Origin of the sequence: Bradyrhizobium erythrophlei, from assembly GCF_900142985.1 — a bacterium.
GTDB classification, from domain to species: Bacteria; Pseudomonadota; Alphaproteobacteria; order Rhizobiales; family Xanthobacteraceae; genus Bradyrhizobium; species Bradyrhizobium erythrophlei_B.
Genome location: NZ_LT670849.1, coordinates 2,349,313 through 2,374,551, shown reverse-complemented (window position 1 = coordinate 2,374,551; position 25,239 = coordinate 2,349,313). Strand labels below are relative to the sequence as shown.

The following is a 25,239-nucleotide window of genomic DNA, read 5'->3' as shown; positions in this document are numbered from 1 at the left end:
CTCTTCTCGCGCGACTGTCTGGGCGTGGTTATTTCACGCCATAGCTTGCAAAGCGGATGCCGGCGAACACGCCGAGACCCGGCGCCAGGAATCCGGTCGGGTTCTGGTAGTGAACGTTGGCGACGTTATCGATCCGGCCGAACACCTTGAGTTGGTCGTTGAGCGCGTAGTCGGCGCGCAAGTTGACGATGGTGTAGCCCGGGGCAGTGACCGGCACGCCTGTATTGCGGTCGATATCGGACCAATCGCTCACGTGAAGGACTGTGGCCGACAACGTGAGTGGGTCGATCGGATTCCAGAGCGCGGTGACGCTGAACTTTTCCTTTGGTCGGCGGAGCAGCTGCAAACCGGTATCGGTGTCGACCGTTCGCGTGAACGTGTAGTCCGAGCGAACCTTCACACGATCAATCACATTGAAGGTTACGAAGTTCTCGGTGCCTTCGGTGATCGCGTGCCCAATATTGACATTCTGGCCGAGGAAGCTGCCGGGTATGGGCTCGAAAAAGATCAGGTCCGTGATGTCGTTCTTGAAATAGGTCGATCCAAACCGGATGCGATCGTTGAACAGAGGCTGCTCGAAGCCGATGTCAGCGCCGCGGCTTTGCTCGGGCTTCAGGTTTGGATTGGGAATGGAAAACCCGGGAAAAAACTCGAAAAGTTCACTGAGCGTCGGCGCCTTGAAGCCGGTGCCGTAGCTCGCCTTGATGGTGGTTTCGGTGACGGGCAGGATCACGGACGGGGCGATCCGGTAGGTCATATGCTGGCCGAAGTTGTCGTTGTCGTCCTCGCGAATATTGGCGGTTAGAAAGAAACGCTTGGCGAGATTCGATTGCCATTCGACAAAGGCGGCGCTGTTGCCGGTCTTTGCCGAAAGGTCTGACGTGTCGAGATTCGAATTCTCCCGTTCGGCGCCAACGATGAGATTCTGGCCGGTCGCAACCTCGGTCACGCTGTGCCAATCGTATTTCAGCCGGTTGCCCGTCGTGATCGCGGTCGGGTCGAAACCCTCCGTGATGTCGGCATGCCAGTAGTTCGTGTAATTGACGCCGAAGTAATTCTTGATGCGGCCATCCAGTAACGACCACACAGCCTCTTCGCGTCCGAAAAATTCGTGAATGGTCTGTTGGCTTTGTTTTGCGTCCGGAAAAAAGACGCTGAAGTCTGCGTTCGGGGTGTTGTTTCCGGTGAAAAGGAGTGTCGACTCGCTGTAGCGCAACACCGAGTTCCATGTCAGCGAATCGCTCAAGTTGACGCCGGTCTTGGTCGAGTACGTCATGTTGTCGTAGTTGTTGCCATTTGCCTGTTGTCCGGGCGGTAACAACTGCAACGGCGTCACGGGGACATCGCTGGCATGGACGTGCGAGACGCTGGCGGCATAGTTGTAATTGTCTTGCGATCCGCTGACGCCAACACTCTGATTGAACGTGCCGAACGATCCGGCCTCGTTCATCGCGGTCCAGCGCGCGGGCCCTTCGCCCTTCTGGGTAACGATCGAAATGACGCCGCCGATCGCGTCCGAGCCGTAAAGTCCGCTTTGCGGGCCGCGCAGCACCTCGATCTGGGCCATGTCGGCGGTCAGAAGGTGAGCGAAATCGAACGTACCGGTGCTGGCGTCGCTGACGTCGATGCCGTCGATCAGCACCTTGGTGTGGTTCGAATTGGTGCCGCGGATGAAGACGGAAGTTTGCCCACCCAGCCCGCCACTCTGCACCACATTCAAACCCGGCACGGTATTCAGAGCGTCGGGCACGGTGCGGTATTGCTGGGTCGCGATGTCCTGCGCGGTGATGACCGTTACTGAGTTCGCGACCTGGTTGATCGGCGTCACGATGCCGGTCGGGCTGACGACGTTTGTTGTCGAAGTCGCAACGCCCGGCTGTGGTGCGGCCGGCTGTTCAGGCGGCTTTGGCGCCGTTGGCTTGGCTGCAACCTGACGTCGGCTCGGCTTGGGCTTCGCCGGAGGCTGAACCGTCTCGGCCCGCTTGGGCGGAGAGACCTGGACCGGCGGCAAAAGATCCGGCGACGCCGATTGCTGGGCGTGCGCGGCGGAGAGCGCAAAAGGAGATAATGGGATCAGCACCGTGGAGGCGAGCCAAAGGGCGCGCCGGGTACGGGCTTTGGTGATGGAAGGCATAGTTAGACCTCGGTATGACGTCAGTGGCACGTCACAGCGAACGAAGTCTCACCACGCTGTTTCCCCCAGCCCAGTGAAGCTAATGCCTGTACTCCCCGACCGGCATCCTCGCGTGTGACCACGATTGACGGCAGGTCTCCTGGCTCGCGGGTCGTTACCTTCCGTCGCCTTCCCGGGACCGAGATTCCCAGTGGCATTTGACGGAAGATTCATCGCTTACAGTTGCGGGGGCAGCCGCGGCATTGGAGATTTTTCTCCGCACCGCATTCCCTCTTGATCCTCGTAAGAGGAACCGTCCCGGCTATCTAGGAGGGCGCTTGGCGGCGAGTCAATGCCGTCGCGGGTGGTCGGGCGAACTAGCGCGGCGGGTGCGGTATTTTTATCCGAGATTCTAGCCCGTCGCGACTGGTCCGCCGGCCTTTTTCCAGGCGTCGATGCCACCGGCGATGTGGGCCGCATTGGCGAGGCCCGCCTCCTTCGCAGCGTTGACCGCCATCGCCGAGCGCTCGCCATAGGCGCAGAAGAACACGACGCGGCGGCCGGTCGCGGTCGCGACTTCGCGCAGCATGCCGCCGGGCTTGAGGCTGTCGTCGATGCCGGGATAGGGCGCGTGCAGCGCGCCGGGCAGAGTGCCGTGCTTGGCGCGCTCGCTGGTCTCGCGCAGGTCGACCAGCAGAATATCGGGCCGTCCGAGGCTCTGGATCGCCTCGATGGCCGAAAATGAAAGTCCTTGCTTGGCTAGGTCGTCCTGATGCAATCCGACCCGGATGTTGGCGGGTACGGCGACATCCATCATTTTCGGATTGGGCAGCTTCAGATTGTTCATCAGCTCGACATATTCGTCGACCGAACGCACCTGGAGCCGCGGATTGTAGCGCTTCTCCTCGCCGATGGTGGAGACGGTGTCGCCTTTGTAATCGTGGGCGGGAAACACCAGCGTTTCCTCGGGAAGTTTCAGCAGCCGGTTGAAAATCGACTCGTATTGCGCCCGCGCGCTGCCGTTCTGGAAGTCGGTGCGGCCGGTGCCGCGGATCAGTAGCGTATCGCCGGTGAAGACACGATCGCCCATCAAATAGCTGTATGAATCGTCGGTGTGGCCCGGCGTGTACATCACATCCAGCGCGAGGCCTTCGATCGTAACCCTGTCGCCATCCGACACCCGCATCGACACGACGTCGGCCTTGGTCTCTTCGCCCATGATGGTGATGCAATGGGTGCGGTCGCGTAATTCGCCAAGGCCGGTCACATGGTCGGCGTGCAGGTGGGTATCGACGGCCTTGACCAGCTTGAGGTCGAGTTCGCGCAGCAATTGGCAATAGCGATCGACCCGCTCCAGCACGGGATCGAGGATCATGGCTTCGCCGCCGACGCGGCTTGCCAGCAAGTAGCTGTAAGTGCCGGATACGCTGTCGAACAACTGACGAAAGATCATGGTGGTGAAATCCGTGAACCGATTCCCGATCGTATCATGACATGGCTTGAGGCACAGCTCAGTGCCATGCGGCGAAATGCTGTCTACTCTGCAATGCCGGGATTGCCGGTCACGCCCCGCAGCGCAACATTGCCGGCGAGCGGGTTAAATGGCTTGCCGGCCCCGAGCTGTTTGGCAACAACCTCCCACACAGGTAGCCCCTGCTGGGCGTTGATCGCGGCCCAGCCGGCGACCTTGTAACGCTTGCTGGGTTCGATCGCCCGGCCATTGTCGAGTTTCAAATCGGAAATCCGGCGCCCGACTTTTTCCGATGGCGTGCAGGTATAGCTGAGGCCGCCGACGCGGACCATGTCGCCGCCCTGCTGATAATAGGGGTCGGGATTGAACAGATTGTCGCAGACGTCTTCGAGCGTGTTCTTGATGTCGCTGCCGGTCAGCCGCGAAACGTAGGTTTCCGGATAGGTGATCGCCGTTTCTGCCAGCACGTCTTCCATCGTCAAAGGCTGGTTCGGCAGGAACGTCGCGCCCCAGCGGAAGCCCGGCGACAGCGAGATTTCGGCATCAAATTCGCGGCGAAGCGCAGCGCAGATCAGTTGATCGACGGTGCCCGTGAAATTGTCGCGGCGATAGAGCAAGCGGGTTGCGGTCGTGATTTTATCGCTCCACGCCGCGACACGGGGGCTGTGCACTTTATCGATCAGCGCGGCCATTTCGGCATCAGGCTTCAGCAATTCCGAAAATACCGGAAACAGCCGGTAGCGTGCGTCCTGCACCCGGCCCTTGGCGAGATCGAGGTCGAGTACGCCCAGAAACTTGCCGTTCGCGCCGGCATTGGTGACCAACGTCTTGCCGCTCGCGTTGGTCACGGCGATCGGCCGCGGGATGGCGTCATGCGTGTGGCCGCCGAGGATGACGTCGAGGCCGCGCACGCGGCTCGCCAGTTTCAGATCGACGTCCATGCCGTTGTGCGACAGCAACAGCACCACGTCGGCCTTGTCGTTGGAGCGCAGGCCGTCGACAAGTGTTTGCAATTCCTGTTCGCGAATGCCGAAAGTCCAGTCCGGCGTCAGGCGTTTCGGATGCGCGATCGGAACGTAGGGAAATGCCTGGCCGATCACCGCAACGCGATAATCGCCGACTTGCTTGATCATTGCCGGCTTGAACACGCGGCCGGAAGCCGGATCGAAGGCCTTGGCGCCATTGAAGGCGGCTTCTTCGGTCAGGAAGACGTTCTGGGCCAGAAACTCGCCCTTGAAGCGTTCGAGGTTGCCGCGCAGCGTTTCCTCGCCATAGGTGAATTCCCAATGCCCGGTCATCGCCTCAACGCCGAGCAGATTGCAGGCCTCCACCATGTCGGCGCCGCGCAGTGCGTTGGCGAGCCCCGTGCCTTGCCAGGCGTCGCCACCGTCAAGCAGCATCGAATTCTGCGCGCCGGCCTCGTTGCGAAACCGGTCGACCAGGGTCTTCAGATGCGCAAAACCGCCGAGCCGGCCGAAGCGCGCCGCCGACTTCTCGAACTCCAGCGAGGTGAACGCGTAGGCATCGGCACTCTCGGGCTTGATGCCGAAGTGGTCGAGAAAAGCACGGCCGACGAGATGCGGCGGCTGGCCCGCCATCGCGCCAAGGCCGAGATTGACGCTCGGTTCGCGAAAGTAACCGGGCAACAGCTGCGCATGCGTGTCGGTGATGTGCAGAATGCGGGCGTTGCCGAACCGCTCGAGATCATAGACGCCGGGCTCGGCGCTGCGCGCGAGGCGCGGCAAGCTGCCGGAAAGCGCGGCGGCGCCTGTGAGTTTGAGAATATCCCGGCGGCGGAGGGTCATGGTGGGCGTCGCGCTATCCTTACTAGTGGTCTGACTCTAACATTCGCATCCCCACTAGCGGATTTCGAGATTCTTCCAGGCTTCTTTTTCGCTCGTCGCCTGGAAAATCGATGCTTTTGCCAATGCCTCGGCCTCCCTGGCGGCCGCGACCGCACGATCGAAGTCGCTTCTCTCGGCGGCTTTCCTGGCATCAGCGAGAGCGGCTTCGGTTGCGAGCCACTGGTTGCGCAGGCGGCCGGCCTCTTTCTCGGCGGCGTCGGCCGCGGCGTAGGCTTGCTTGAAATCGGCCTCGGTGCCGGCTGCAAGTGCCGCGCTGCCAATGCAGACCGCGGCGAGCAGCCCAAATGATCCAAGCGAGATTTTCCACGAGTCCGTCATGGCCGCGCACCCGGCCCGGAAATCGGCAAGCCGTTGCTGACGTAAGACAGGAAATATTCGAGGTCGCGATATTCCTCGCTCTGCGCTTCAAGCGGCACACCGCGCACCTGGCTGTTGCAGGAGATGAAACGCCGGCTTGTCGTGCCCATGCCGCCCCATTCAGAACGATAGATCGGCATTGCGTTGAGGATTCCAAGCGCCGGCGCAAGCACTTCTGCTCGCAGCCGCTCGCCGGGATTTTGCACATGGCAGGTCGCGCAGGAGAAATTCAGCTGCCCGCGCCGTGTGTAGAAATAGCGCTTGCCGTTCTCATAGGCCTCAAGCGCACGGGGATCGTCGGGAATCCTGATGTCGAACGGCTTGCCGCGGGAGGTGAAGGCCATATAGGCGGTGAGGGCTGCCATGTCCTCGCCGGTGTAGGAGATCGCTTTCTCGCCATTGGCCTCGCGGCACTGGTTCAGCGCCAGTTCAAGCGTGATCACCTTGCGGCTTTTTGCGTCGAACTGCGGATAGTTCTGCCGGATGCCGATGCCCTGGTCGGGAAAGCAATCGGCATAATGTTTGCCGTTCGCGAAAGGTTTGGCGAACAGTTCCTTGCCCGCTTCGAGAGAAAATTCGTACGGTGGAAACTGCTCCTTCTCTTCCCATTGTCGCCGCATGTCCTCGTTCAGGGCGTAGGGACCATTGGAGAAATCATCCGGCTTCACGTTCGGGAATTTGCGAAAGAAGTAGTCGCGGAAAGCGCGTGCCTCGGCGGCCGGGTCCGTGCTGTCGGCGACAGCCGCCGCGTCAGCAAGCAGGAGAGCCGCAAGCGAAATCAGAAGCAATCTCACGTCCGTCTCCTAGCGGTCCGATTCTAACATTCGCATCCCTTCTCAGCGGCCACTTTTGCGAATGTTAGAATCAAAAGGACCACTAGCAAAATATGGGTTTCTAGTGGAGTTTAGGATTTGACATTCGCTTTACGAATTTGCGGCTTGGCCAGCAGCGAATGCCAAATCCACTCCACTAGCCCGGCCAACACGCGACATTACTGGATCTTGAAGGTCGCGGTGTCGGTCTCGCCCTTGTTGTCGATCCAGTTCACCTTCAACTCGTCGCCCTTGGCCGCGCCCTTGAAGGCGAATTTGACATATGGATCCTTGGAGACAGCCGTTCCCCAATCGGCAATGAACACGGCCTTGCCGTTATGTTCGAAGGTCAGTTCCCTGATGTAATGCGCCGGGATGAATTCGCCCTTGTCATCCTTGATGAAGCCGGAATCCATCGGATGCTGGATCAGCGTCTGAACCTCGGTGATCTCACCGTTTGTGATCGCGCGGACGCGGATGCTCGATGCCATGGAAGTTCTCCTTAACCGCCGCAGCCGCCAACGGTGACCTTGACTTCCTTGGTCGCGCTGAAAAGCTTGCCGCCGGATTCCACGAGGACGATGACGTTGCTGGTTTTGGCCATCTTCAGGCGGTTGGCGATGCTGGGCATCGTGCCTTGCGGAATCTTGTAGTACGCCGCCAGCACGTTCGGGTTCTCCGGCACCACGAAAGCAATCGAGGTGACCTCAGGGATGCTGGTCGAAACTGATATCGGCACCACCGCGCCGTTCTCCGCGATTTCCGGCGCATCGAGCTTGATCTTGTCGGAAGGCTCGGCCGTGCGGCCGTAAAGCAGCTTGATCGCTTCCTTGCCGTCCTTCTGCTTGAAGGCGTCTTCCGGATATTTGTCGTTGGCCGCGGCAAGCGCCGCCGGCGTGTGGAAGGCGGCGATGCCAAGTCCCGCAAGGCCAAGTCCCGCGAGCGCGATCGAGCCTGCGCCACGTAAAACAAGACGCCGCGTAACCGGCGAAGCTCCATCGAAATTTGTCATCGCTCACCTCCCAAATTTGCCGCCTGGCTGGCAGTTCTGATCTTGCGGTACTCATAGCGTTTGCAAGAAATCCACGATCGCGTTGATTTCCTGTTCGGTTAGAATGCGATTCCGGCCGAACGGCGGCATTGCGGTGAGCGGATTCCGACGGCTCTCGTCGGTGAGGATCGCAACGAGGTCGGCCCTGTCGGGATATTTGCTCTTGATATCCCGGAGCGGGGGTCCGATCGACCCCGGCAGGTCGCCGCCCTTGATCTCGTGACAGCTCAGACAGTTGCCTTTGGCGCGGTCGAACGCGAGTTTCTCGCCCTCGGCCGCATTCGATTGGGCGTGCGCCGCCATCGGCGTCATGATGCCGGCGGCCACGAGCGCCAGCAAGAAAACCTTGAGTGAACGGCGGTCGATCAAGACACGGTTCCAGTACACGATATAGCCGAATATAATCGTTCAAAGCATAAAGGCTATCGCGTGACAACGCGGCTAATGCTCCTTTGATTCCGAAGTTCGTTAACGTGAGGCCGCAATGTGATACGAACTTCGGAATCGGAGCACTAGTTTGCGCCGCAGCGATGAAAATTCGAAAGGCAGGTCATGCCCGATTATGTCGTCGAGTTTGGCAAGGATGGCGGCAGTCGTCAGACCGACGGACGCCTCGATGCGCCGGCCTTTCACCGTAACTATGAGGCGATCCGGAGTGTGCTGGAACGATATCTGACCGGAAAATCCGGCGATGCGCTTGAGATCGGAAGCGGCACGGGCCAACACGTCGTCGAATTTGCCCGTCAGTTTCCCGAAGTCACCTGGTGGCCGAGCGACCTCAACGACAATCACCTCGCCAGCATCGAAGCCTGGCGGCGCCATTCGGCGTTGGCGAACATCCGCCCCGCCCGGCGGCTCGACGTATCGGATCCCGCGTGGGGCTCTGTCATGAAGGGCGAGGGCGGGCCGGGCGAGTTGCTCGCCGTGTTCTGCGCCAACGTCATTCACATTGCGCCATGGCAGGTCGCTGAAGGCCTGATTGCCGGGGCGGGGCACGCGCTGCGCAATGGCGGCATGCTTTTTCTGTACGGTCCGTTCAAGCGCGGCGGCAAGCATACGGCTGACAGCAATGTCGCCTTCGACGCCAGCCTGCGCCGGGGAAATCCCGAATGGGGATTGCGCGATGTCGATGAGGTCGAGAAGCTGGCGGACCGCGCCAGGCTCTCGCTGATCGATATTGCCGAGATGCCAGCCAACAACCTCACTCTCGTGCTCCGCCGAGCCTGAGCAGCGTTGCATGGCGCGCGGCGTCGCCATAGATCCGGGAATTCACCGCAGGAGAGATCGATGCCGTCGCGAGCCCGTCTTGATGAGTTCATTGCCGTGGTCGAATCCGGCGACCACGCCGGCGCCATCGAGCGCTACTACACCGAAGACGCCACCATGCAGGAGAACGCCGCGCCGCCACGTGTCGGCCGCGATGTGCTTGTCGCTCATGAGCGCGCAGCGCTGGCGCGGATGTCGGACGTCTATTCGAAATGCGTGTCGTCGGTGGTCGAAGGCGACCGCGTCGCCATTCATTGGAACTTCGTGCTCACCGAGAAATCCGGCCTGGTGCGCCGCTTCGACGAAGTCGCCTGGCAGGAATGGCGGGGCGATCTGATCTTTCGCGAGCGCTTCTTCTATGACCCCACTAAGGTCACTGGCAGCAGCTAGTGCCCACTTTCCGAAGTTCGTGCTCCATTGCAGCACCCACCGTCACGAACTTCGGAAAGTCATCGGCACTAGAAAACTTATTGATTCTAGCACCGCTTTGTCGATCTGAAGTCCCTGATCGAACTCACCGCTTGTGGTACAGGGACTTCAGATCGGCGGTGCTAGTGCCAACTGCTGACACTTCGATCTGGATCGAAATAATCGCCTTGGCGCGAGGCGGGCTGCGGCCTATCTGATCTCCCTGATCGGGAGGCCCCGTCGTGGAAGCTTCAAATCCCTATTCGATCGACGAGAGCTCTGCTCACTACGAGGGATGGCGGATCGTCGCCGTCTGCTTTCTGGTCGCAACCTTTGGCTGGGCGTTCGGCTTCTACGGACAAAGCGTTTATCTCGCCGAATTGCACCGGTTGCACGGCTGGCCGGCATCGCTGATTTCGACCGCGACCACCTTTTTCTACCTGTTCGGCGCGTTGCTCGTCATCTTCGTTGCCGAGACGATTCGAAAGTTCGGTCCTCGTAATTGCCTGGTGGCCGGGACGGTTGCGATGGCTGTCGCCGTCATCGTCATGGGACAGGTCACCTCGCTCTGGCAGCTTTACCTCGCCAACGTCCTGCTGGCGCTCGGCTGGGCAGGCACCAGCCTCGCGATGATCAGCACGACACTGGGGCTCTGGTTCGATCAAAAGCGGGGCATGGCGATCAGCCTCGCGCTCAATGGCGCGAGCTTCGGCGGCGTGGCCGGCGTTCCCTTGCTGGTGCTCGCCATCGGCCAACTCGGATTTTCCGGCGCGATGATCGCGGCGTCGTCGTTGATGATCGTGCTGGTGATTCCGGTGGTCGTCATATTTGTCGGCCGTCCGCCGCTGGTGTCGGGAAGCAGGCTCCCTTCGGCGGGCGGGGTGGCGTCATCCGCGCAAATCCGCGCCTGCGCCTTGCGCAACGTCGGATTCCTGTCGGTGTCGATCGCGTTTGCGCTGGTGCTGTTTGCGCAAGTGGGATTTGTCGTTCACCTGATCTCGTTTCTCGATCCCGTCATTGGCCGTGCTAGCGCGACGGTGGCGATCGCGCTTCTGACCGCAATGGCCGTGATCGGACGCCTGCTGTTTTCCACCGTCATCGACCGGCTCAATCAGCGGCTCGCCTCGGCACTTTCGTTTGCGAGCCAGGCGCTGGCGCTTCTGGTCATCATCAATTTCCGCAATGAAGTGGCCCTGATCGCAGCCTGCGCCGTGTTCGGCTTCTCGGTCGGCAATCTCATTACGCTGCCGTCGCTGATTGTGCAGCGCGAGTTCGATCCGCGATCTTTCGGCGTGCTGATCAGCCTGCTCACCGCAATCACACAAATCACCTACGCATTCGGCCCCGGCGTGATCGGCGCGCTTCGCGACCTCTCCGGCAGCTACACGCTGCCCTTCTATGGCTGTATCGCGCTGGAACTGATCGCCGCCATGCTGGTGATGTTCCGCGGCAGGCTGTCACAGGGCAACGAGCCCGAACGCCGCGTGTCTTGACGAGATTACGCCACGCGCTCGCGCATCAGGTCTTCGAGGTCGAGCCGCCGGGTGAACATTGCAAGTGATCCGTCGGCCGCGCGGGGCCATTCGGCCTCGGGCCGGTCCCAATAGAGCTCGACGCCGTTCTCGTCGGGATCGCGCAAGTAAAGCGCCTGGCTCACGCCGTGGTCGCTGGCGCCGTCAAGTGGAATGCCGGCACTGGTGACGCGATGGAGCGCATCGGCAAGGGCGGGGCGCGTCGGGTAAAGGATCGCGGTGTGAAACAGCCCGGTGGTTCCGGGAGCAGGGGGGATGGCCGCCTTTGCTGTGCCAGGTGTTCAGCCCGATATGGTGATGATAGCCACCGGCCGAAATGAAAGCGGCCTCGGTGCCATAGCGTTGCATCAGCTCGAAGCCGAGCACGCCGCAATAAAAGCCCAGCGCGCGATCGAGATCGGCGACCTTGAGATGGACATGGCCGATCCTGGTGCCGGCGACGATGGGCGGATTTTGCGGCATGGCTGCTCCCCTGCGTGATCAGAGGGATTTAGGAAGCGGCCAAGGCTCACGCAAGCTCCGATACCTGCCCGTCGGGCAGGCCGAATTCGAAGGTGTTTAGCGTCATCGAGACCATGGTGTAATAGCCGCAGAGGCCGATCACCTCGACGACCCCGCGCAGGGACAATAGCTCGACGGCCTCGTCGTAAAGCGCCTTGGGTACGCCGTGGCCTTCGTGCAGCGATTTCGCGACGTCGTAGATCATCTTCGCTTTCGGGTCGTCGAAGGTCGGCGTCCGGCGGTCGCGGATGTCCTCGATGATCTTCGGGTCCATGCCGCCCTGCAACGCGAGGCGCTTGTGGGCGAACCATTCGTAATGCGAGGTCCAGTGCCGCGCGGTGACGAGAATTGCGATTTCAGACAGTTTTGCCGGAAAGATCGTATCGAAGCGCAACACCTCGCCAAGCCGGGTGGCGTGGCGCGCCATTTCCGGGCTGTTGAGCCAGGCCATCATCGGCGCTGGCGGCTTGCCGCGTTTTCCCGCGATCGCTTCGTCGTGGGTCTGCTTCTGCGCCGGATTCATCTCCTCTGGGGTGAGCAATTTCAGCCGCATCCTGGCGTTCCTCTATGCTTTGTTGTTCTTTGAAGTATCCTCGTGGTGAGGAGCTGCGCTTCACGCGCAGCGTCTCGAACCTTGAGGCCCGGTTCGCGGCCTCATCCTTCGAGACGCGCGAGCGCTCCTCAGGATGAGGGAGAGGTTGAACGTTCTACCGGATCGGCGGGGCATATTGAATGCCACCGGCGCTCCAGAGCTGGTTCAATCCGCGCGGAATCTTCAACTTGGATTCCGAGCCGATATTGCGCTCATAGACTTCGCCGTAATTGCCGACATGGCGGATGATCCGGACCGCCCAATCCCTGGTCAGTCCGAGTTCCTCGCCGTAGTTGCCCTCGGTGCCGACCAGCCGCATCACGTCCGGCTTCTTGGACTTCAGCGCTTCGTCGATGTTCTTCGACGTCACGCCGAGTTCTTCGGCGTTGATCATCGCGTAAAGCGTCCACTTCACGATCAGCATCCAGTCGTCGTCGCGCTCCCGCACCACGGGCGCAAGCGGCTCCTTCGAGATCACGTCGGGCAGGATGGTGTGATCGACCGGCTTGCCGAGATTGAGCCGCAGTGCATAAAGTTGCGATACGTCGGCGGTCAGCGTGTCGCACTGGCCGGATTCATAGGCTTTGACCACGTCTTCGAGTTTGCCGAACTTCTTTTCCTCGTACTTCATGTTGTTGGTACGGAAGTAGTCGGCGAGGTTGAGCACGGTGGTGGTGCCGTCCTGGACGCACACCTTGCTGCCATTGAGGTCGAGCGCGGAATCGATGTTGCGCGCGCGCGGCAGCATGAAGCCCTGACCGTCATAATAGGCGACCGCCGGGAAATAGAGGTCGAAGGAGGTCTCGCGTGACATGCTCCAGGTCGAGTTGCGCGAGAGAATGTCCACCTTGCGGCTTTGCAATTCCTTGAAACGCTCATTGGCGTCGAGCGGGATGAATTTTGCCTTGGCCGGATCGTTAAAGATGGCGGCGGCGACCGCGCGGCAGAAGTCGACATCGAACCCGGTCCAGTTGCCCTTGTCGTCAGGGATCGAGAAGCCCGGCAGCCCCTTGTTGACGCCGCACTGCACTTCGCCGCGGCGAACGGTCCGCTTCAGGGTGCGCGTGTCGTAGAGCTCGTAGGTGACGGCAACGGCTGCGACCGCAACGGCGATCGCAAGCCCAATCAGAAGGCCGCCTCGGAATGTACGCATGATCTACCCCTCGCCCCGATCGGGAAGTTGTGATGCTGTCTGGAAAATGGGTGTTCGTTACAGTTCCGGCTTTTGCCGTACGACGACCTTGGTCCCTACCGGCACCCGGTCATAGAGATCGGCAACGTCGGCATTGACCAGGCGGAAGCAGCCGGACGAAATCTTGGTGCCGATGGTGTCCGGGCGGTTGGTGCCGTGAATGCGATAGACCGTGCCGCCGAGATACATGGCGCGGGCGCCAAGCGGATTGCCGGGACCGCCGGCCATGAAGCGCGGCAGATAGGGCTGGCGCTCGATCATTTCCGGCGGCGGCACCCAATCCGGCCATTCCGCCTTGCGGGTAATGCTCAACAAGCCCTGCCACTGAAAGCCGTCGCGGCCGACGCCGATGCCGTAGCGCAATGCGCGGCCGCCCGGCTGGACCAGATAAAGATGACGTTCGGCGGTCGAGATGATGATAGTGCCCGGCGGCTCCGTGGTGCGGAAATACACCATCTGCTTCTGCCATTCGGGATCGAGCTGGTAGCCGTCGTCAGCGATCAGTCCTGGCTCGTCGCCCCGGTCGGGCTGCTGCGCAAAGCTGACCGAGGCCGAAAGCATCAGGCCTGCGGCTGCCATCGTCATGCAGATCAGGTGACGGATTTTTGTCATTTTTGCCTCTTGTGCCTCTCCCGCCGTGGCCCGTTTTGGCCAAGCCAGCTATCATCAAATCCCAGGGGCAGCGTGATGGCAAGTAAACTGGCTATCATGCAGCCGAACCGCTGCTTTTATAGCGAAACTGATGATTTTCAGGAAGCTTTGAGCGCGGCTCGCGAACCCAAGCCGTGAGGCTCGGGCTCGCCTTCTGAGGCGTGAGGCGGTGGCGCTCAGGCGGCCAGGCCCTCGATGCCGGCAACCTTGAGCAAATCGGCGAGCTGCCTGCGGGCATAGAACATCCGGGTCTTCACCGTGCTTTGGGGAATGCCGATGATGTTGCCCACTTCCTCGACCGACTTCTCGTGGTAGTAGACGAGGTTGATGATCTCGCGATGCGCCGGCGACAGCTTGGCGACGCAGGCGCGCAAGATCGCGCTGGTGCTGGAGCGGTCGAGACAGGCTTCCGGCGTGTCGGCGTCGTCGGGGATCTCCAGCATTTCCTCCTGGTCGAGGTCCTCGTGCCGGCGTTGACGCAAGGCGGTCAGGGCCTTGAAGCGAGCGATCGACAGCAGCCAGGTCGATACTTGCGAACGCCCCTGGAACTGGTTTGCGGTTCGCCACACGTCGAGGAATACCTGACTGGCCAGATCCTCGGCCGTCGTAGCGTCCCGCACCATCCGCAGGATGAAACGATAAACCCGCACGTGGTGACGGGAATAGAGGATATGCATCGCGGTGCGTCCGCCCTCGGCAATGCTCTCAAGCAGCGATTCGTCGGAGGTCGCTTGAGCGGCAAGGATGCCCTGGCGAGCTGCTGCATTGATGGCTACGACGTTTTGCATGACGGTCTCCCGGTGTCGCCCTGTGGCGGCGCTTCGTTACCCTCCTTTGGTAGTGGGTGACGGTTTCGGGATGTCTGCGAGAAAAGGGAAAAATGGTTTCGTGGTCAGGAGAATTGTTTCGTCGCAGGCCTTGCGACGAAACAATTGGGGGTAAAATAGCAGCAATTTTAGGTAGATAAATTTTGGCGGCCGCCGGCCTGCTTCCGTTCGCGGCGCCGACGGTACCGGGCGTAAACAGCGCGCCCTAGCGCTGAACTGTCAGCGGCAGCTCGAATTGGCGGTGAGGATATCCCGCAACGCCTGGTTCTGAACGACCGGGGCGGTCGTCAGCGAGACGTGTCCATATTCGGATTTTCCCATATCGACGTTCTGCAGCGTGCCGTGGAATTGGCCACTGCGCTCCACCACTGTCCCGACTCCACTGGAAAGGAAGTAGTTTCTCAACAGATGCACGTTGCTCGGTACAACGATCTTGGTGACGGGGTCGATCGTCACGATCAACGCGACGTGAAGGCCGGCTCTTTGCAATTGCTCCGCCATGCTGGCGGCTGCGCTGGCGCCCAGCGAGTGGCCGACCAGCACGATCGAACCGAAGCGCCCGCTCTTGCAGCCCTCGATGGCCTCAGAGGCCAGCGAATCCGAAAACGCATGATTGGCGATCGTGACGTCGACGTTTCGCCGATGCAGTTCCTCGTTGAGCTGGTCGATCCCGGGTGACAGCACGTTGGTCAAACCGCGCAGCAGGTACACCTTCTTGTGCACGGCCGTCGCCGCCGAGGCCGGAGATACGTCAACCACCGACAAAGCGACAAGCAGCGCCGCGCTTGCCCATCGAAACGTCACACGAAAAAAAGAAAGCATGGCAGCGGTAATCCCCAAAACCCATATGCGCCGCCCGGCGGCGGCGGACGGCCAAAGCGCGACGGCCCCAGGCCGGATCGCCATCGCAGTCTGGCTTGTTGTCTTGCTGCAATCGTCGCGCGAACGCTGGTTAAAGGTTGCGTGGGAAACCGGCTCTCCCACTTGCGCGTTCACGCAGGGCCTAAAGCGCCCTGGTCGCTTCCGAATGGATTACTTGATCGGAGCGCCAAAATCCAGAACGGGCATCCGGCCGCTTCAGTTTGACAGCCGCTGTTTCATTGATGCAACGGATGAGGCAGGTTTCTCGAACGGCCAAGTCAAGCCTTCTCGCCGGCCGGTGAGAACAGATAGCCGCCGCCACGAATCGTCCGGATCACAGCCGGTTTCGTCGGATCAATCTCGATCTTGCGGCGAATTCGCATGATGCGCAGGTCGACGGCGCGGTCGAAAGCTTCGCTGTCGCGGGCATTGGCCAGTTCCAGCAGCCGCTCACGCGACAATACGCGCTTGGGATTGGCGGCAAAGACCTTGAGCAGGCCGAACTCGGAGGCCGTCAGGGGGTGTTCGTTGCCTTCGTCGTCGCGCAACGCCTGGGCCTGAAGGTCGAGCCATTTGGTGCCGAACCGCACCAGCGAATCCTTGGCCGCCTTCGCCCCGTTGGCATCGCCGCCTTGCGCGCGCGCCGGCGTGCTTCTCCGCAACACCGAGCGGATCCGCGCCATCAGCTCGCGCAACTCGCAGGGCTTGGCGATATAGTCGTCGGCGCCAAGTTCGAGCCCGACCACGCGATCGATCGGGCTTGCGGTGGCCGTCAGCATGATGACCGGTACGTTGGTACGGCCCTTCAAGTCGCGAATGATAGAGAGCCCGTCTTCCTCGGGCATGTTGAGGTCGAGCACCACGAGGTCGGGCACGTTGTTTTCGATCGCCGCGCGCAGGCTCTTGCCGCCGTCGCAAAGCGTGACGGTAAACCCGTGCATCTTGAGGTAATCGCCGACCATTTCGCGAGCCGGCGCCTCGTCATCGACAATGATGATGTGCTGACTTTGGCTCATGTGATCACGCGTCTGCTACGGGCAATGTGATGGTGAATGTCGAGCCTTGTCCAGGCCCGCCGCTGTTGGCAGCGACCTCGCCGCCATGCATGTCGATGATACGCTTGACGATCGAAAGTCCCAAGCCCGTCGAGCTCTCGCCTGCCGTGGGTTTGGCGGACAGCCGCTGGAAGCGCCCGAACAGCCGGCCAAGATCTTCCGGCGAAAGGCCGGCGCCCTGGTCGACGACGCGGATCGCGGTCTTGTTGCCTTCCTGGCCGACCTGCACCGAAATCTTGCCACCGATCGGGCTGTATTTGATGGCGTTGCTGATCAGGTTGTCGATCGCCTCGCGCATCCGGTCGGCGTCGCATGTCGCGGTCAAGTTGGGAGCGGCGGACACCGTGATCGATTGCTGCTTGTTGACGGCAAGCGGCTGATTGGCGTCAGCCACTTCGCCGACCAGGGCCGCAATATCGACCGGCTCGCGGCGGATGGTGATGTCGAAGGCATCGGCCATCGCGTCCGAGATCAGGTGATCGACCATCGAGGTCAGGCGCTTGGTGGCGTCGCGGATATGGTCGATCTGCGAGGTGATATTTTCACGCGGAGAGCTGGCGGCGATCAGTTCGGTCAGCATTTCGGTGCGGCCAAGGATCACTCCGAGCGGATTCTTCAGGTCGTGGGCCACGGTGCCGAGAATTTCGTTCTTGAAGCCATTGGCGCGCTGAAGCCGCAGCCATTGCGCCGACAGCCGGCGGTTGGCCTGCATCAACGCGCGCGTACGCTGCGCGACGCGGTCCTCGAGCTGGCTGTTGGCCTGCTGGAGCTGCTGGTAAAGAATGACGTTGTCGAAGGCGATCGAAAGCCGGCTGCCGAAGATTTCGACCAGTGAGCGGTCGGTCTCCGACAATTGCCGCTCGGCCTGAAGCAGCACGACTACTTCGCGGCCCGAGCCGGTGCGGACGTAGAGCACGGTGCGCTGGTCGACGAATTCGTGCTTGCGGCGCTTGAAAGCGGCTTCGACCATGCTGCGCAGGTCGGGATCGAGCGATTTCGCGCCCGAGGCGCCGATGAAGCGGCTGTAGCAGCCGGAGCCGGCAAGAACGGAAAATTCATCGTTGACGTCGCCGCCGTCGCGCAGCACCAGAATGCCGGCGCAGTCGACGTTGAGCAGCGAGCCGATCTGGGTCAGCACGCCCTCGGCAAGGCGCTGCATCGATTTGAAGTCGTAAAGCGTCGAGGCGGCATCGATGATGATCTCCAGCCCGCGGCGGGTCTGGACCATCCGTTCGAGCTGCTGATAGCTGCGCAGCGCCGCCGTGAGCGAGGTAAACAGCTTGTCGGCGGTAAGTTCGGTCTTCGCCTTGTAGTCGTTGATGTCGTACTGGACGATGACGCGGCGTTCGGGGGCCTGCCCGGGCTGACCGGTGCGCAGGATGATACGGACCGTCTCGTTGCGGATGTCGTTGCGGATATATTCGACGAGATCGAGCCCTGCGGCATCCGTTTCCATGATGACGTCGAGCAACACCGCGGCGATGTCGGAATGGGCGCGCATCAGCTGCCGGCCCTCGGCGGCGGAATAGGCCGACAGAATCTCAAGACCCTGTCCGTTGAGGTTGTAATCGCTCAGCGCAAAGCGCGTACCCTCATGCACCGCATGATCGTCATCGATGACCGCGATTTTCCATTTGCGCGCGCCGGATGCTTCCGGCGCGACACCGGTATCGTCGATCAGGTGGAGGACATCGTCCTGTTCGGCCATGAATCAGTCCTGTCGCGATCCCGGTTTTCTGCCGGCTGGCCGCCCTTGGCGGTCTTGGGCATGATAATGCGAAACGTGGTGCCTTGTCCCGGTCTTGAATCCAGCATCATCCGGCCGCCCAGTTGCTGGGTGACCAGATTGTAAACGATGTGCAAGCCGAGGCCCGTGCCGCCTTCGTTGCGGCGCGTCGTGAAGAAGGGGTCGAACGCTTGCCGTTGCACGTCGGCGGTCATGCCGGCGCCGTCATCGGCAAAGATGATCTCGACATCATCGCTGCCGCGGGGCTTTGCCGAGATCGTGATGTTGCCGGAACGCCCGTCAGGGAAAGCGTGGGTGGCGGCGTTGAGAAACAGGTTGGTCAGGATCTGGCCGTAAGAGCCGGGATAGCCGTCGATGATGAGGTTTTCCGGCACCTCGACCGACAGCGCAATCGAGGCCTTCTTCAGCGCGGGCCGCAGGCTCGCGATGATCTGGTCGGTTGCCTCGCTCAGATTGAAGGTGCGCCGCTCGGCATGCGAACGGTCGACCGCGACCTGCTTGAAGGACTGAATCAATTCGCCGGCACGATGCAGGTTGCCCACGAGCTGTTGGGCGGCGTCGCGCGAGGTCTTGACGAATTCGTCGAGCTGCGAGCGGCGCAGTCCGTTGCCGCTCTTCAGTTCGTCCTCGAATGCCTCGGTGCGGCGCGCAAAGCTCGAGGCAACCGTCAGGCTGATGCCGATCGGATTGTTCACCTCGTGGGCGACGCCCGCGACGAGGCCGCCGAGCGCGGCCAGCCGTTCGGCGTCGATCAGGTTCTGCTGGGCGGCGTTCAGCTCGTGCAACGCGTTCTCCGCCTTTTCCTTTGCCGCGCGCAACTCGTCTTCGGTCTTGCGCTTGGCGATCGCGTTTTCACGGAACACTTCCACCGCGCGCGCCATCTCGCCGACCTCGTCGCTGGCGCTTGTGCCTTGAACCTTGCGGTTGAGGTCGCCCGACGTGATCGCGTGCATCGCCGTCATGATCTGCCGCAACGGCAGGCGGATCGACAGCGCGATCAGGACGCCGGCGGTGATGATGATCCCTAAGAAGATAACGGCGACGGAAAGCACTTTGCGGGAAATGTCGGCGAGCGTCTGGTCGAAGGTTTCTTGGGCCTTTTGCTCGCGCTGGCGCATCTTGTCGGAGAGTTCGTCGATAACGTTGGAGGCCTCGGCCTGGCTGGCGTCGATCGCGTCACGCAGCAATTCGGTGCGGTTGGTCAATTGCGCCGACAGTTTCGTCAGGCCATCGCTGAGCGACTTGGTTCGCGTATTCAGCCGCTGCAGCGCCATCCGTTGCAGGTCGTTGTCGGCGAGGTCGCTCATGACCGGGATGGTCTGCTGGATGGTCTCGGTATTGCGGCTGGCTTCCTCCGCCGCGGCAGTCGCCAGCGAAAGATAATATGAGTTGGCGGCAACCAGCATCGCCGTGAAGGCCTCGCGGGACTTGCCGAGCGAGGGCCAGATCAGCGCATTGCGATGGCCGGTCGCGCCCTCGATGATCGAATAGAGCCCGGCCATGTCGCGGGCAGGGGCCAGCACTTCCTGCTCGTAGGTCTTCGAGATCGTCGCCTGCACCTCGCGCAGTTCGCTGAAGCCGTTGAGGAAGCGCTCCGTGACCTGCTCGAGTTTTTGCACCGAACCGGAAAGCATCGGGTCTGTCGAGGCGCGTGTCTTCAACGTACCCAGCACCGTGTCGCGCAGATGCGAGATCTCGGCGAACAGTTCCGGGCTCGGCTGGGTGATGTAGCGATGAATCAGGTTTTGCAGGTGTCCGGTTTCGCTCTCGAGCGTGGCCAGGACCTTGTCGGATTCACGCACCTGCCGGACGTCGTCCCAGGCCATCCCCAAGACCTGGACGCCGTTCCAGATCAGCGCCACCAGCACCACGACGACGGCGGAGTTCAATGCGGCGATCGACAGGATGCGCCAGCGGATCGGAACGGCGCGAACCAGCGCGACCAGCCGCGAATGGCCGCGCGCCGTCAGGCTCGTCGGCAATTCGCTCGTCTCATGCTGGTCGGCGATCCCGCTCAATTCAGTTGACCTTGCGAATTCGTTCAATCAGCGCCGAGGCCTGCGGATCGCGCCGGGTCTTGGCATAGATATCGTTCATCGCCGCCTCGAACGGCTTGCGGTCGAAGTCGCTCACGATCGTGACCCCGGCCGCTTCCGCGCGCCGGCGCGATTGCTCCTCGAGGTCTTTCCATCGCGCGCGCATGAAGCGGCTCGATTCCTTCGCGGCGGCGCGAAATGTCGCCTGGTCCTCTGCCGACAGGCTGCTCCACGCCTTGTGCGACATCACCAGGACTTCAGGGCTCATCGTGTGCTCGGTCAGCGTATAGAAGCCGGCATATTTATAGTGGTCGGTCGTGACAAATGACGGCCAGTTGTTTTCCGCGCCGTCGATCAGCTTGGTGGCTAACCCAGTGAGGACCTGTCCATAGGGCAGCTCGATCGGCTCGGCGCCAAGCGCCTTGATCATGTCGGACATCAATTCCGATTGCTGCACGCGGAGCCTCAAACCTTTCATGTCGGCGATCGTGCGGACCGGCCTGACGCTGTTGTACACTGACCGCGCCCCGGAATCGTAGAAGGCGAGGCCGACAAATCCGTAAGGCTCGAAGCTGCCCAGGATTTCGTCACCGATCGGGCCATCCAGCACCTTCTGCAAATGCTCGATGGAGCGAAACAGAAACGGCATCGCCAGTACGTTCATCGCTGGCACGAACGTGCCGATCAGCGCCACATTCGTTCGGTTGAGATCAATCGCGCCAGCGCGGGTCTGCTCGATCGTTTCCTTTTCTTCGCCGAGCTGACGCGAATGAAACACGCGAATCTGAAGCCGGCCGCTGGTTTTCTCTTCGATGAGCCGGCCCATGAAGCGAAGCGCCTGGACGGTCGGATAATCTTCGCTCTGGGTATCGGCCGCGCGAAATTCGCGGGCCGGAGCGGATGTCGTGACGGCCGTCAGAAGCAAGGCAGCAAACATGGCGACGGTCCGCGAAAGGTCGGCGCGGGTACACACGGGCAACTTGTCCCCCCGTAATAAAGTCTGTGGCGAGAAAAAAAGGTTCAACACAATCTCACGGTTGATTTTTAAAGCACAAAAGACCGCCAACCACCGCATTTTGGGTGGCTGCATCCCCTCCGTCGCCTTCGGGACGGCCCTTGCCGGGGGGCAGAATCCCTGCCCATTAATTCAGCAAGTTTGGCCCTGTGCATGCAATGGATTTCTGCGGCTCAACCGCAGCCGTGGTCGTGACCGGTTCGCGATCTGCAAGCCAAATCAGGGATTTAAGAACGGGTTAACCAAACGGTAAGCCTTGGCACGAACCTTGCGACGCCTGCTCCAGAACGGATCCCCTTTTGTTGGAGCATGCGATGAAGCGCCGTGATTTTCTAAAATCCGTTTCCGGCATTGCCGTCGGCGCGGCCGTTCAGGCGCCTGCGATCTGGTCCCCGGCGAAGGCCGATGCGCGATCGGAAACCTTGCTGGTGGTGACCGAAGGCGGCCCCAACAACCTCGATATTCATGGCGTTGGCACCAACCGGGCCGGCTACGAAGTGTCGTGGAATTGCTACGACCGGCTGATCAGCCATGAGCTCAAAACGGAGGCCGACGGGACGCAGGCTTACGACCGCGACAAGTTCAAGCTGGAGCTCGCCGACGACATGAACCTCGGTGACATGTCGGTAACGTTCAAGCTGAAGAAGAACGCCAAATTCCAGGACGGTGCGCCGGTCACGGCCAAGGACGTCAAATGGTCGCTCGACCGCTCGGTGACGGTCGGCGGCTTTCCCACCGTGCAGATGAAGGCGGGCTCTCTGTCCAGCACGGAGCAGTTCGTCATTGTCGACGACTCAACCATCAGGGTCGATTTTGCCAAGAAGGACCGGCTGACGCTTCCCGATCTCGCGGTGATCGTGCCAAGCATCTACAACTCCGAGCTGCTGAAAAAGAAAGCCACGGAAAAAGATCCGTGGGCACTGGAGTACACCAAGAGCAATACGGCTGGCAGCGGCGCCTACAAGGTGACGAGCTGGAAGCCCGGGGTCGAGACCATCTATGAGCGCAATGACGACTGGGTCGGCGGCAAGCTGCCGCAGCTCAGACGAGTGATCTGGCGCACCGTGCCTTCGCAGGGCAATCGCCGCGCGTTGATGGAACGCGGCGATGCCGACATCTCCTTCGACCTGTCCAGCAAGGACACGTCCGAGATGAAGAAGGAGGGCAAGCTCGTCATCCTCTCGCATCCGGTCGGCAACGGTATGTATTCGATCGATCTGAATGTGAAGAATCCGCCGTTCGACAACCAGAAGGTACGCCAGGCGGTGGCCTACGCGTTGCCGTACCAGAAGATCATGGATGCGGCGATGTTCGGCCTCGCCAATCCCTTGTTCGGCGGTCCATCCAACACTGTCACCGATACCACTTGGCCGGCCAGGACCGGCTACGTCAACGACATGGCGAAGGCCAAGGCGCTGATGGCCGAGAGCGGCGCTTCCGATATCGAGACGACGATCTCCTACGACCTCGGGACCAGCGATGTCAGCGAGCCCGTCTCCGTGCTGGTGCAGGAAGCCCTCGGCCAGATCGGCATCAAGACCACCATCAACAAGGTGCCAGGCGCCAACTGGCGCAGCGAGATGGCCAAGAAGACGATGCCGCTGATGCTCAACTTCTTCTCCGGCTGGCTCGATTATCCCGAATATTTTTTCTTCTGGGCCTATTCCGGCCAGAACGCGATCTTCAACACGCCGAGCTATGTCAATGCCGACATGGACGCCCTGATCGACGGCGCGCGAGCGGCCGCCGCGGTCGGCGACAAGGAAAAATACGCCAAGGACGTCGAGGGCTTCATCTCCAAGGCCTACACGGAAGTGCCGCGGATTCCGCTGTTCCAGCCGGTCCTCAATATTGCCACGCAGAAGAACATTTCCGGCTACGCCTACTGGTTCCATCGTCAGCTCGATTACCGCTCGATCGTGAAGGGCTGAAGTTAGTCGCGGCGTAGCCGCCAAAGGGCGCACACCATGGTGATCCTCAAACGGCTCGCAACCGTCATTCCGACTTTGATCGGCGTGATCATCGTGACGTTTCTGCTCACGCGCGTGCTGCCCGGTGATCCCGCGGTGTATTTCGCAGGGCCCGCGGCAACGCCGCAGTCAATTGCCGAAATTCGAAAATCGCTGGGGCTGGATCGCCCGCTGCCGGATCAGTTCTTGCGCTATGTCAACGATCTCGCCCACGGCAATTTCGGCAATTCTCTGTCGACCGGGCAATCCGTTGCGACCGAAATCGCAAGCCGCCTGCCGGCTTCGGCCGAACTGACGCTGTTCGGCCTTTTTCTCGCGATCGCGATTGCGGTGCCGCTCGGCATCTTTGCCGCGGTGAAACAAGGCTCCTGGATCGATCATCTCTGCCGGGTGATCGCGACTGCCGGTGTCTCGCTGCCGGTGTTCTTCACCGGGCTCTTGCTGGCTTATGTGTTCTATTTCCGCCTCGGCTGGTCGCCGGCGCCGCTCGGCCGGCTCGATGCCTTCGCGACCAGCCCGCCCGATATCACCGGCTTCTTTCTGATCGACAGCCTGATCACGGGCAACTTCGAGACGTTTCGTTCGGCGCTCGGTCAGCTGATTTTGCCGGCAGTGACGCTTGCGATCTTTTCGCTGGCGCCGATCACGCGCATGACCCGCGCCTCGATGCTGGCGGCGCTCGCTTCCGAATTCATCCGAACCGCGCGGGCGAGCGGCCTCAGCAGCCGCACCGTGATCCTGACTTACGCGTTCCGCAACGCGATGCTGCCGGTCGTCACAACGCTCGGCATGGTGTTCTCGTTCCTGCTCGGCGCCAATGTGCTGGTCGAGAAGGTCTTCGCCTGGCCCGGCATCGGTTCCTACGCGGTGGAAGCGCTGCTGCAATCGGACTTCGCGCCGGTGCAGGGCTTCGTGCTGACCATGGCGGTGCTCTATGTGGCGCTCAACCTGATCATCGACATGCTCTATGGCGTGATCGATCCGCGCGTGAGGGTGGATGCATGACCGAAGCCAGTCTGACCACGTCGCCGGCCACGAGCCTTCAGCCAGCCCCGCCGAGCAACTCGATCCTCCGCCATGCGGTCTATGTCATCGCGGATAATCCCGTCACCGGACTGTCGTTCGGCCTGTTCACGCTGATTGCGCTGTGCGCCGTGATCGGTCCGTATGTCGTGCCTTACGATCCGCTCGCCAGCGATACCTCGGCGACGTTGCAGTCGCCGTCGCTGCGGCACTGGTTCGGAACCGACCTGTTGGGGCGTGACATCTTCAGCCGCGTGATAGCCGCAACCCGGCTCGATTTCGTGATTGCGATTGCTTCCGTCGCGCTGGTGCTTGTCATCGGCGGGTTCGCCGGAATTGCCGCCGGCTTCTTCGGCGGCTGGACCGACCGCATCGTCGGGCGCATATCCGATACCATCATGGCGTTTCCGCTGTTCGTGCTGGCGATGGGCATCGTCGCCGCGCTCGGCAACACCGTGACCAACATCGTGATCGCAACTGCGATCATCAATTTCCCGCTTTACGTCCGTGTCGCGCGCGCGGAAGCCAATGTGCGGCGCGACGCCGGCTTCGTGCAGGCGGCGCGGCTTTCCGGCAACAGCGACATGCGGATCCTGCTCGCGCAGATCATGCCCAACATCATGCCGATCATGATGGTGCAGGTGTCGCTGACCATGGGCTACGCCATCCTCAACGCCGCCGGACTGTCGTTCATCGGGCTTGGCGTCAAGCCGCCGACGCCGGAATGGGGGATCATGGTGGCGGAAGGCGCCACCAACATCATTTCCGGCGAGTGGTGGGTCGCGTTCTTTCCCGGCGCGGCGCTGATGGTCGCGGTGTTCTGCTTCAACCTGCTCGGCGACGGCTTGCGCGATCTGGTCGATCCGCAGCGGAGGACATAGAGCATGACCCGGA

The 25,239-nt window shown here is 61.4% G+C and carries 23 protein-coding genes, 1 pseudogene and 1 riboswitch; of the genes and pseudogenes, 6 read left to right on the top strand and 18 right to left on the bottom strand.

The annotated features are described in order from the left end of the window. Positions 1 to 28 precede the first annotated feature (28 nt). From BUA38_RS11140 to soxX, 8 genes are all read right to left on the bottom strand, one after another. Positions 29 to 2,134 carry a TonB-dependent receptor plug domain-containing protein gene (locus BUA38_RS11140; protein WP_072817976.1) on the bottom strand — a complete coding sequence of 702 codons (2,106 nt, stop codon included), beginning with the start codon at positions 2,132 to 2,134 and terminating at the stop codon, positions 29 to 31. Between the two features lie 112 nt (positions 2,135 to 2,246). Continuing rightward, a riboswitch (cobalamin riboswitch) is annotated at positions 2,247 to 2,446 on the bottom strand. Between the two features lie 79 nt (positions 2,447 to 2,525). Continuing rightward, on the bottom strand, positions 2,526 to 3,566 hold the full coding sequence (locus BUA38_RS11135) for an MBL fold metallo-hydrolase (protein WP_072817975.1): 1,041 nt from the start codon (positions 3,564 to 3,566) through the stop codon (positions 2,526 to 2,528). Positions 3,567 to 3,649: 83 nt separating this feature from the next. After that, positions 3,650 to 5,389: a thiosulfohydrolase SoxB gene (gene soxB, locus BUA38_RS11130; protein WP_072817974.1), complete on the bottom strand. Its 1,740-nt coding sequence runs from the start codon at positions 5,387 to 5,389 to the stop codon at positions 3,650 to 3,652. 54 nt (positions 5,390 to 5,443) lie between these two features. Then, a complete protein-coding gene (locus BUA38_RS11125; RefSeq protein ID WP_072817973.1) occupies positions 5,444 to 5,767 on the bottom strand; it encodes a hypothetical protein in 324 nt (107 codons plus the stop codon). Then, positions 5,764 to 6,600 (bottom strand): sulfur oxidation c-type cytochrome SoxA, encoded by an 837-nt coding sequence (gene soxA, locus BUA38_RS11120; protein WP_072817972.1) that lies wholly within the window; start codon positions 6,598 to 6,600, stop codon positions 5,764 to 5,766. The genes BUA38_RS11125 and soxA overlap by 4 nt, the downstream gene beginning before the upstream one ends. A gap of 197 nt (positions 6,601 to 6,797) precedes the next feature. Further along, on the bottom strand, positions 6,798 to 7,109 hold the full coding sequence (gene soxZ, locus BUA38_RS11115; protein ID WP_072817971.1) for a thiosulfate oxidation carrier complex protein SoxZ: 312 nt from the start codon (positions 7,107 to 7,109) through the stop codon (positions 6,798 to 6,800). Positions 7,110 to 7,120: 11 nt separating this feature from the next. Further along, positions 7,121 to 7,630: a thiosulfate oxidation carrier protein SoxY gene (soxY, locus tag BUA38_RS11110; RefSeq protein WP_072817970.1), complete on the bottom strand. Its 510-nt coding sequence runs from the start codon at positions 7,628 to 7,630 to the stop codon at positions 7,121 to 7,123. Between the two features lie 51 nt (positions 7,631 to 7,681). Beyond that, on the bottom strand, positions 7,682 to 7,981 hold the full coding sequence (gene soxX / locus BUA38_RS11105) for a sulfur oxidation c-type cytochrome SoxX (RefSeq protein ID WP_072826024.1): 300 nt from the start codon (positions 7,979 to 7,981) through the stop codon (positions 7,682 to 7,684). A gap of 240 nt (positions 7,982 to 8,221) precedes the next feature. Between soxX and BUA38_RS11100 the strand changes: the two genes are divergently transcribed. From BUA38_RS11100 to BUA38_RS11090, 3 genes are all read left to right on the top strand, one after another. Continuing rightward, positions 8,222 to 8,896: a DUF938 domain-containing protein gene (locus tag BUA38_RS11100; protein ID WP_072817969.1), complete on the top strand. Its 675-nt coding sequence runs from the start codon at positions 8,222 to 8,224 to the stop codon at positions 8,894 to 8,896. A 60-nt stretch (positions 8,897 to 8,956) separates the two neighbouring features. Beyond that, positions 8,957 to 9,325 (top strand): nuclear transport factor 2 family protein, encoded by a 369-nt coding sequence (locus BUA38_RS11095; protein ID WP_072817968.1) that lies wholly within the window; start codon positions 8,957 to 8,959, stop codon positions 9,323 to 9,325. A 260-nt stretch (positions 9,326 to 9,585) separates the two neighbouring features. Further along, the gene (locus tag BUA38_RS11090; protein WP_072817967.1) at positions 9,586 to 10,836 is read left to right on the top strand and encodes an MFS transporter; all 1,251 of its coding nucleotides are present in this window, start codon (positions 9,586 to 9,588) and stop codon (positions 10,834 to 10,836) included. 5 nt (positions 10,837 to 10,841) lie between these two features. Here the strand turns inward: BUA38_RS11090 and BUA38_RS11085 are convergent. From BUA38_RS11085 to BUA38_RS11040, 10 genes and pseudogenes are all read right to left on the bottom strand, one after another. Beyond that, positions 10,842 to 11,337, bottom strand: a pseudogene (locus tag BUA38_RS11085) (VOC family protein). 46 nt (positions 11,338 to 11,383) lie between these two features. Continuing rightward, entirely contained in the window at positions 11,384 to 11,929 is a 546-nt protein-coding gene (locus BUA38_RS11080) for a carboxymuconolactone decarboxylase family protein (RefSeq protein WP_072817966.1), read from the bottom strand. Positions 11,930 to 12,083: 154 nt separating this feature from the next. Next, on the bottom strand, positions 12,084 to 13,121 hold the full coding sequence (locus BUA38_RS11075) for an amino acid ABC transporter substrate-binding protein (RefSeq protein WP_072817965.1): 1,038 nt from the start codon (positions 13,119 to 13,121) through the stop codon (positions 12,084 to 12,086). A gap of 57 nt (positions 13,122 to 13,178) precedes the next feature. Beyond that, the gene (locus BUA38_RS11070) at positions 13,179 to 13,772 is read right to left on the bottom strand and encodes a L,D-transpeptidase (RefSeq protein ID WP_072817964.1); all 594 of its coding nucleotides are present in this window, start codon (positions 13,770 to 13,772) and stop codon (positions 13,179 to 13,181) included. Between the two features lie 215 nt (positions 13,773 to 13,987). Further along, complete coding sequence (locus BUA38_RS11065) at positions 13,988 to 14,599, bottom strand: sigma-70 family RNA polymerase sigma factor (protein WP_072817963.1); 612 nt, start codon at positions 14,597 to 14,599, stop codon at positions 13,988 to 13,990. A gap of 258 nt (positions 14,600 to 14,857) precedes the next feature. Further along, positions 14,858 to 15,460 (bottom strand): thioesterase domain-containing protein, encoded by a 603-nt coding sequence (locus tag BUA38_RS11060; RefSeq protein WP_172806015.1) that lies wholly within the window; start codon positions 15,458 to 15,460, stop codon positions 14,858 to 14,860. Between the two features lie 317 nt (positions 15,461 to 15,777). Then, on the bottom strand, positions 15,778 to 16,515 hold the full coding sequence (locus tag BUA38_RS11055) for a response regulator (RefSeq protein ID WP_072817961.1): 738 nt from the start codon (positions 16,513 to 16,515) through the stop codon (positions 15,778 to 15,780). A gap of 4 nt (positions 16,516 to 16,519) precedes the next feature. Continuing rightward, positions 16,520 to 18,262 (bottom strand): ATP-binding response regulator, encoded by a 1,743-nt coding sequence (locus BUA38_RS11050; RefSeq protein WP_072817960.1) that lies wholly within the window; start codon positions 18,260 to 18,262, stop codon positions 16,520 to 16,522. After that, entirely contained in the window at positions 18,232 to 20,283 is a 2,052-nt protein-coding gene (locus tag BUA38_RS11045) for a sensor histidine kinase (protein ID WP_172806161.1), read from the bottom strand. Before BUA38_RS11045 ends, BUA38_RS11050 begins: the two co-directional genes overlap by 31 nt. A 37-nt stretch (positions 20,284 to 20,320) precedes the next feature. Beyond that, positions 20,321 to 21,316 (bottom strand): TRAP transporter substrate-binding protein, encoded by a 996-nt coding sequence (locus tag BUA38_RS11040; protein ID WP_083587540.1) that lies wholly within the window; start codon positions 21,314 to 21,316, stop codon positions 20,321 to 20,323. Positions 21,317 to 21,666: 350 nt separating this feature from the next. On the opposite strand from BUA38_RS11040, the gene BUA38_RS11035 reads away from it, so the two are divergent. The 3 genes from BUA38_RS11035 to BUA38_RS11025 are packed head-to-tail and all read left to right on the top strand — an operon-like array spanning position 21,667 to position 25,226. Further along, on the top strand, positions 21,667 to 23,283 hold the full coding sequence (locus tag BUA38_RS11035) for an ABC transporter substrate-binding protein (protein WP_072817959.1): 1,617 nt from the start codon (positions 21,667 to 21,669) through the stop codon (positions 23,281 to 23,283). A 36-nt stretch (positions 23,284 to 23,319) separates the two neighbouring features. Beyond that, complete coding sequence (locus BUA38_RS11030) at positions 23,320 to 24,327, top strand: ABC transporter permease (RefSeq protein WP_072817958.1); 1,008 nt, start codon at positions 23,320 to 23,322, stop codon at positions 24,325 to 24,327. Continuing rightward, on the top strand, positions 24,324 to 25,226 hold the full coding sequence (locus BUA38_RS11025; protein ID WP_072817957.1) for an ABC transporter permease: 903 nt from the start codon (positions 24,324 to 24,326) through the stop codon (positions 25,224 to 25,226). The genes BUA38_RS11030 and BUA38_RS11025 overlap by 4 nt, the downstream gene beginning before the upstream one ends. Positions 25,227 to 25,239: the final 13 nt, after the last annotated feature.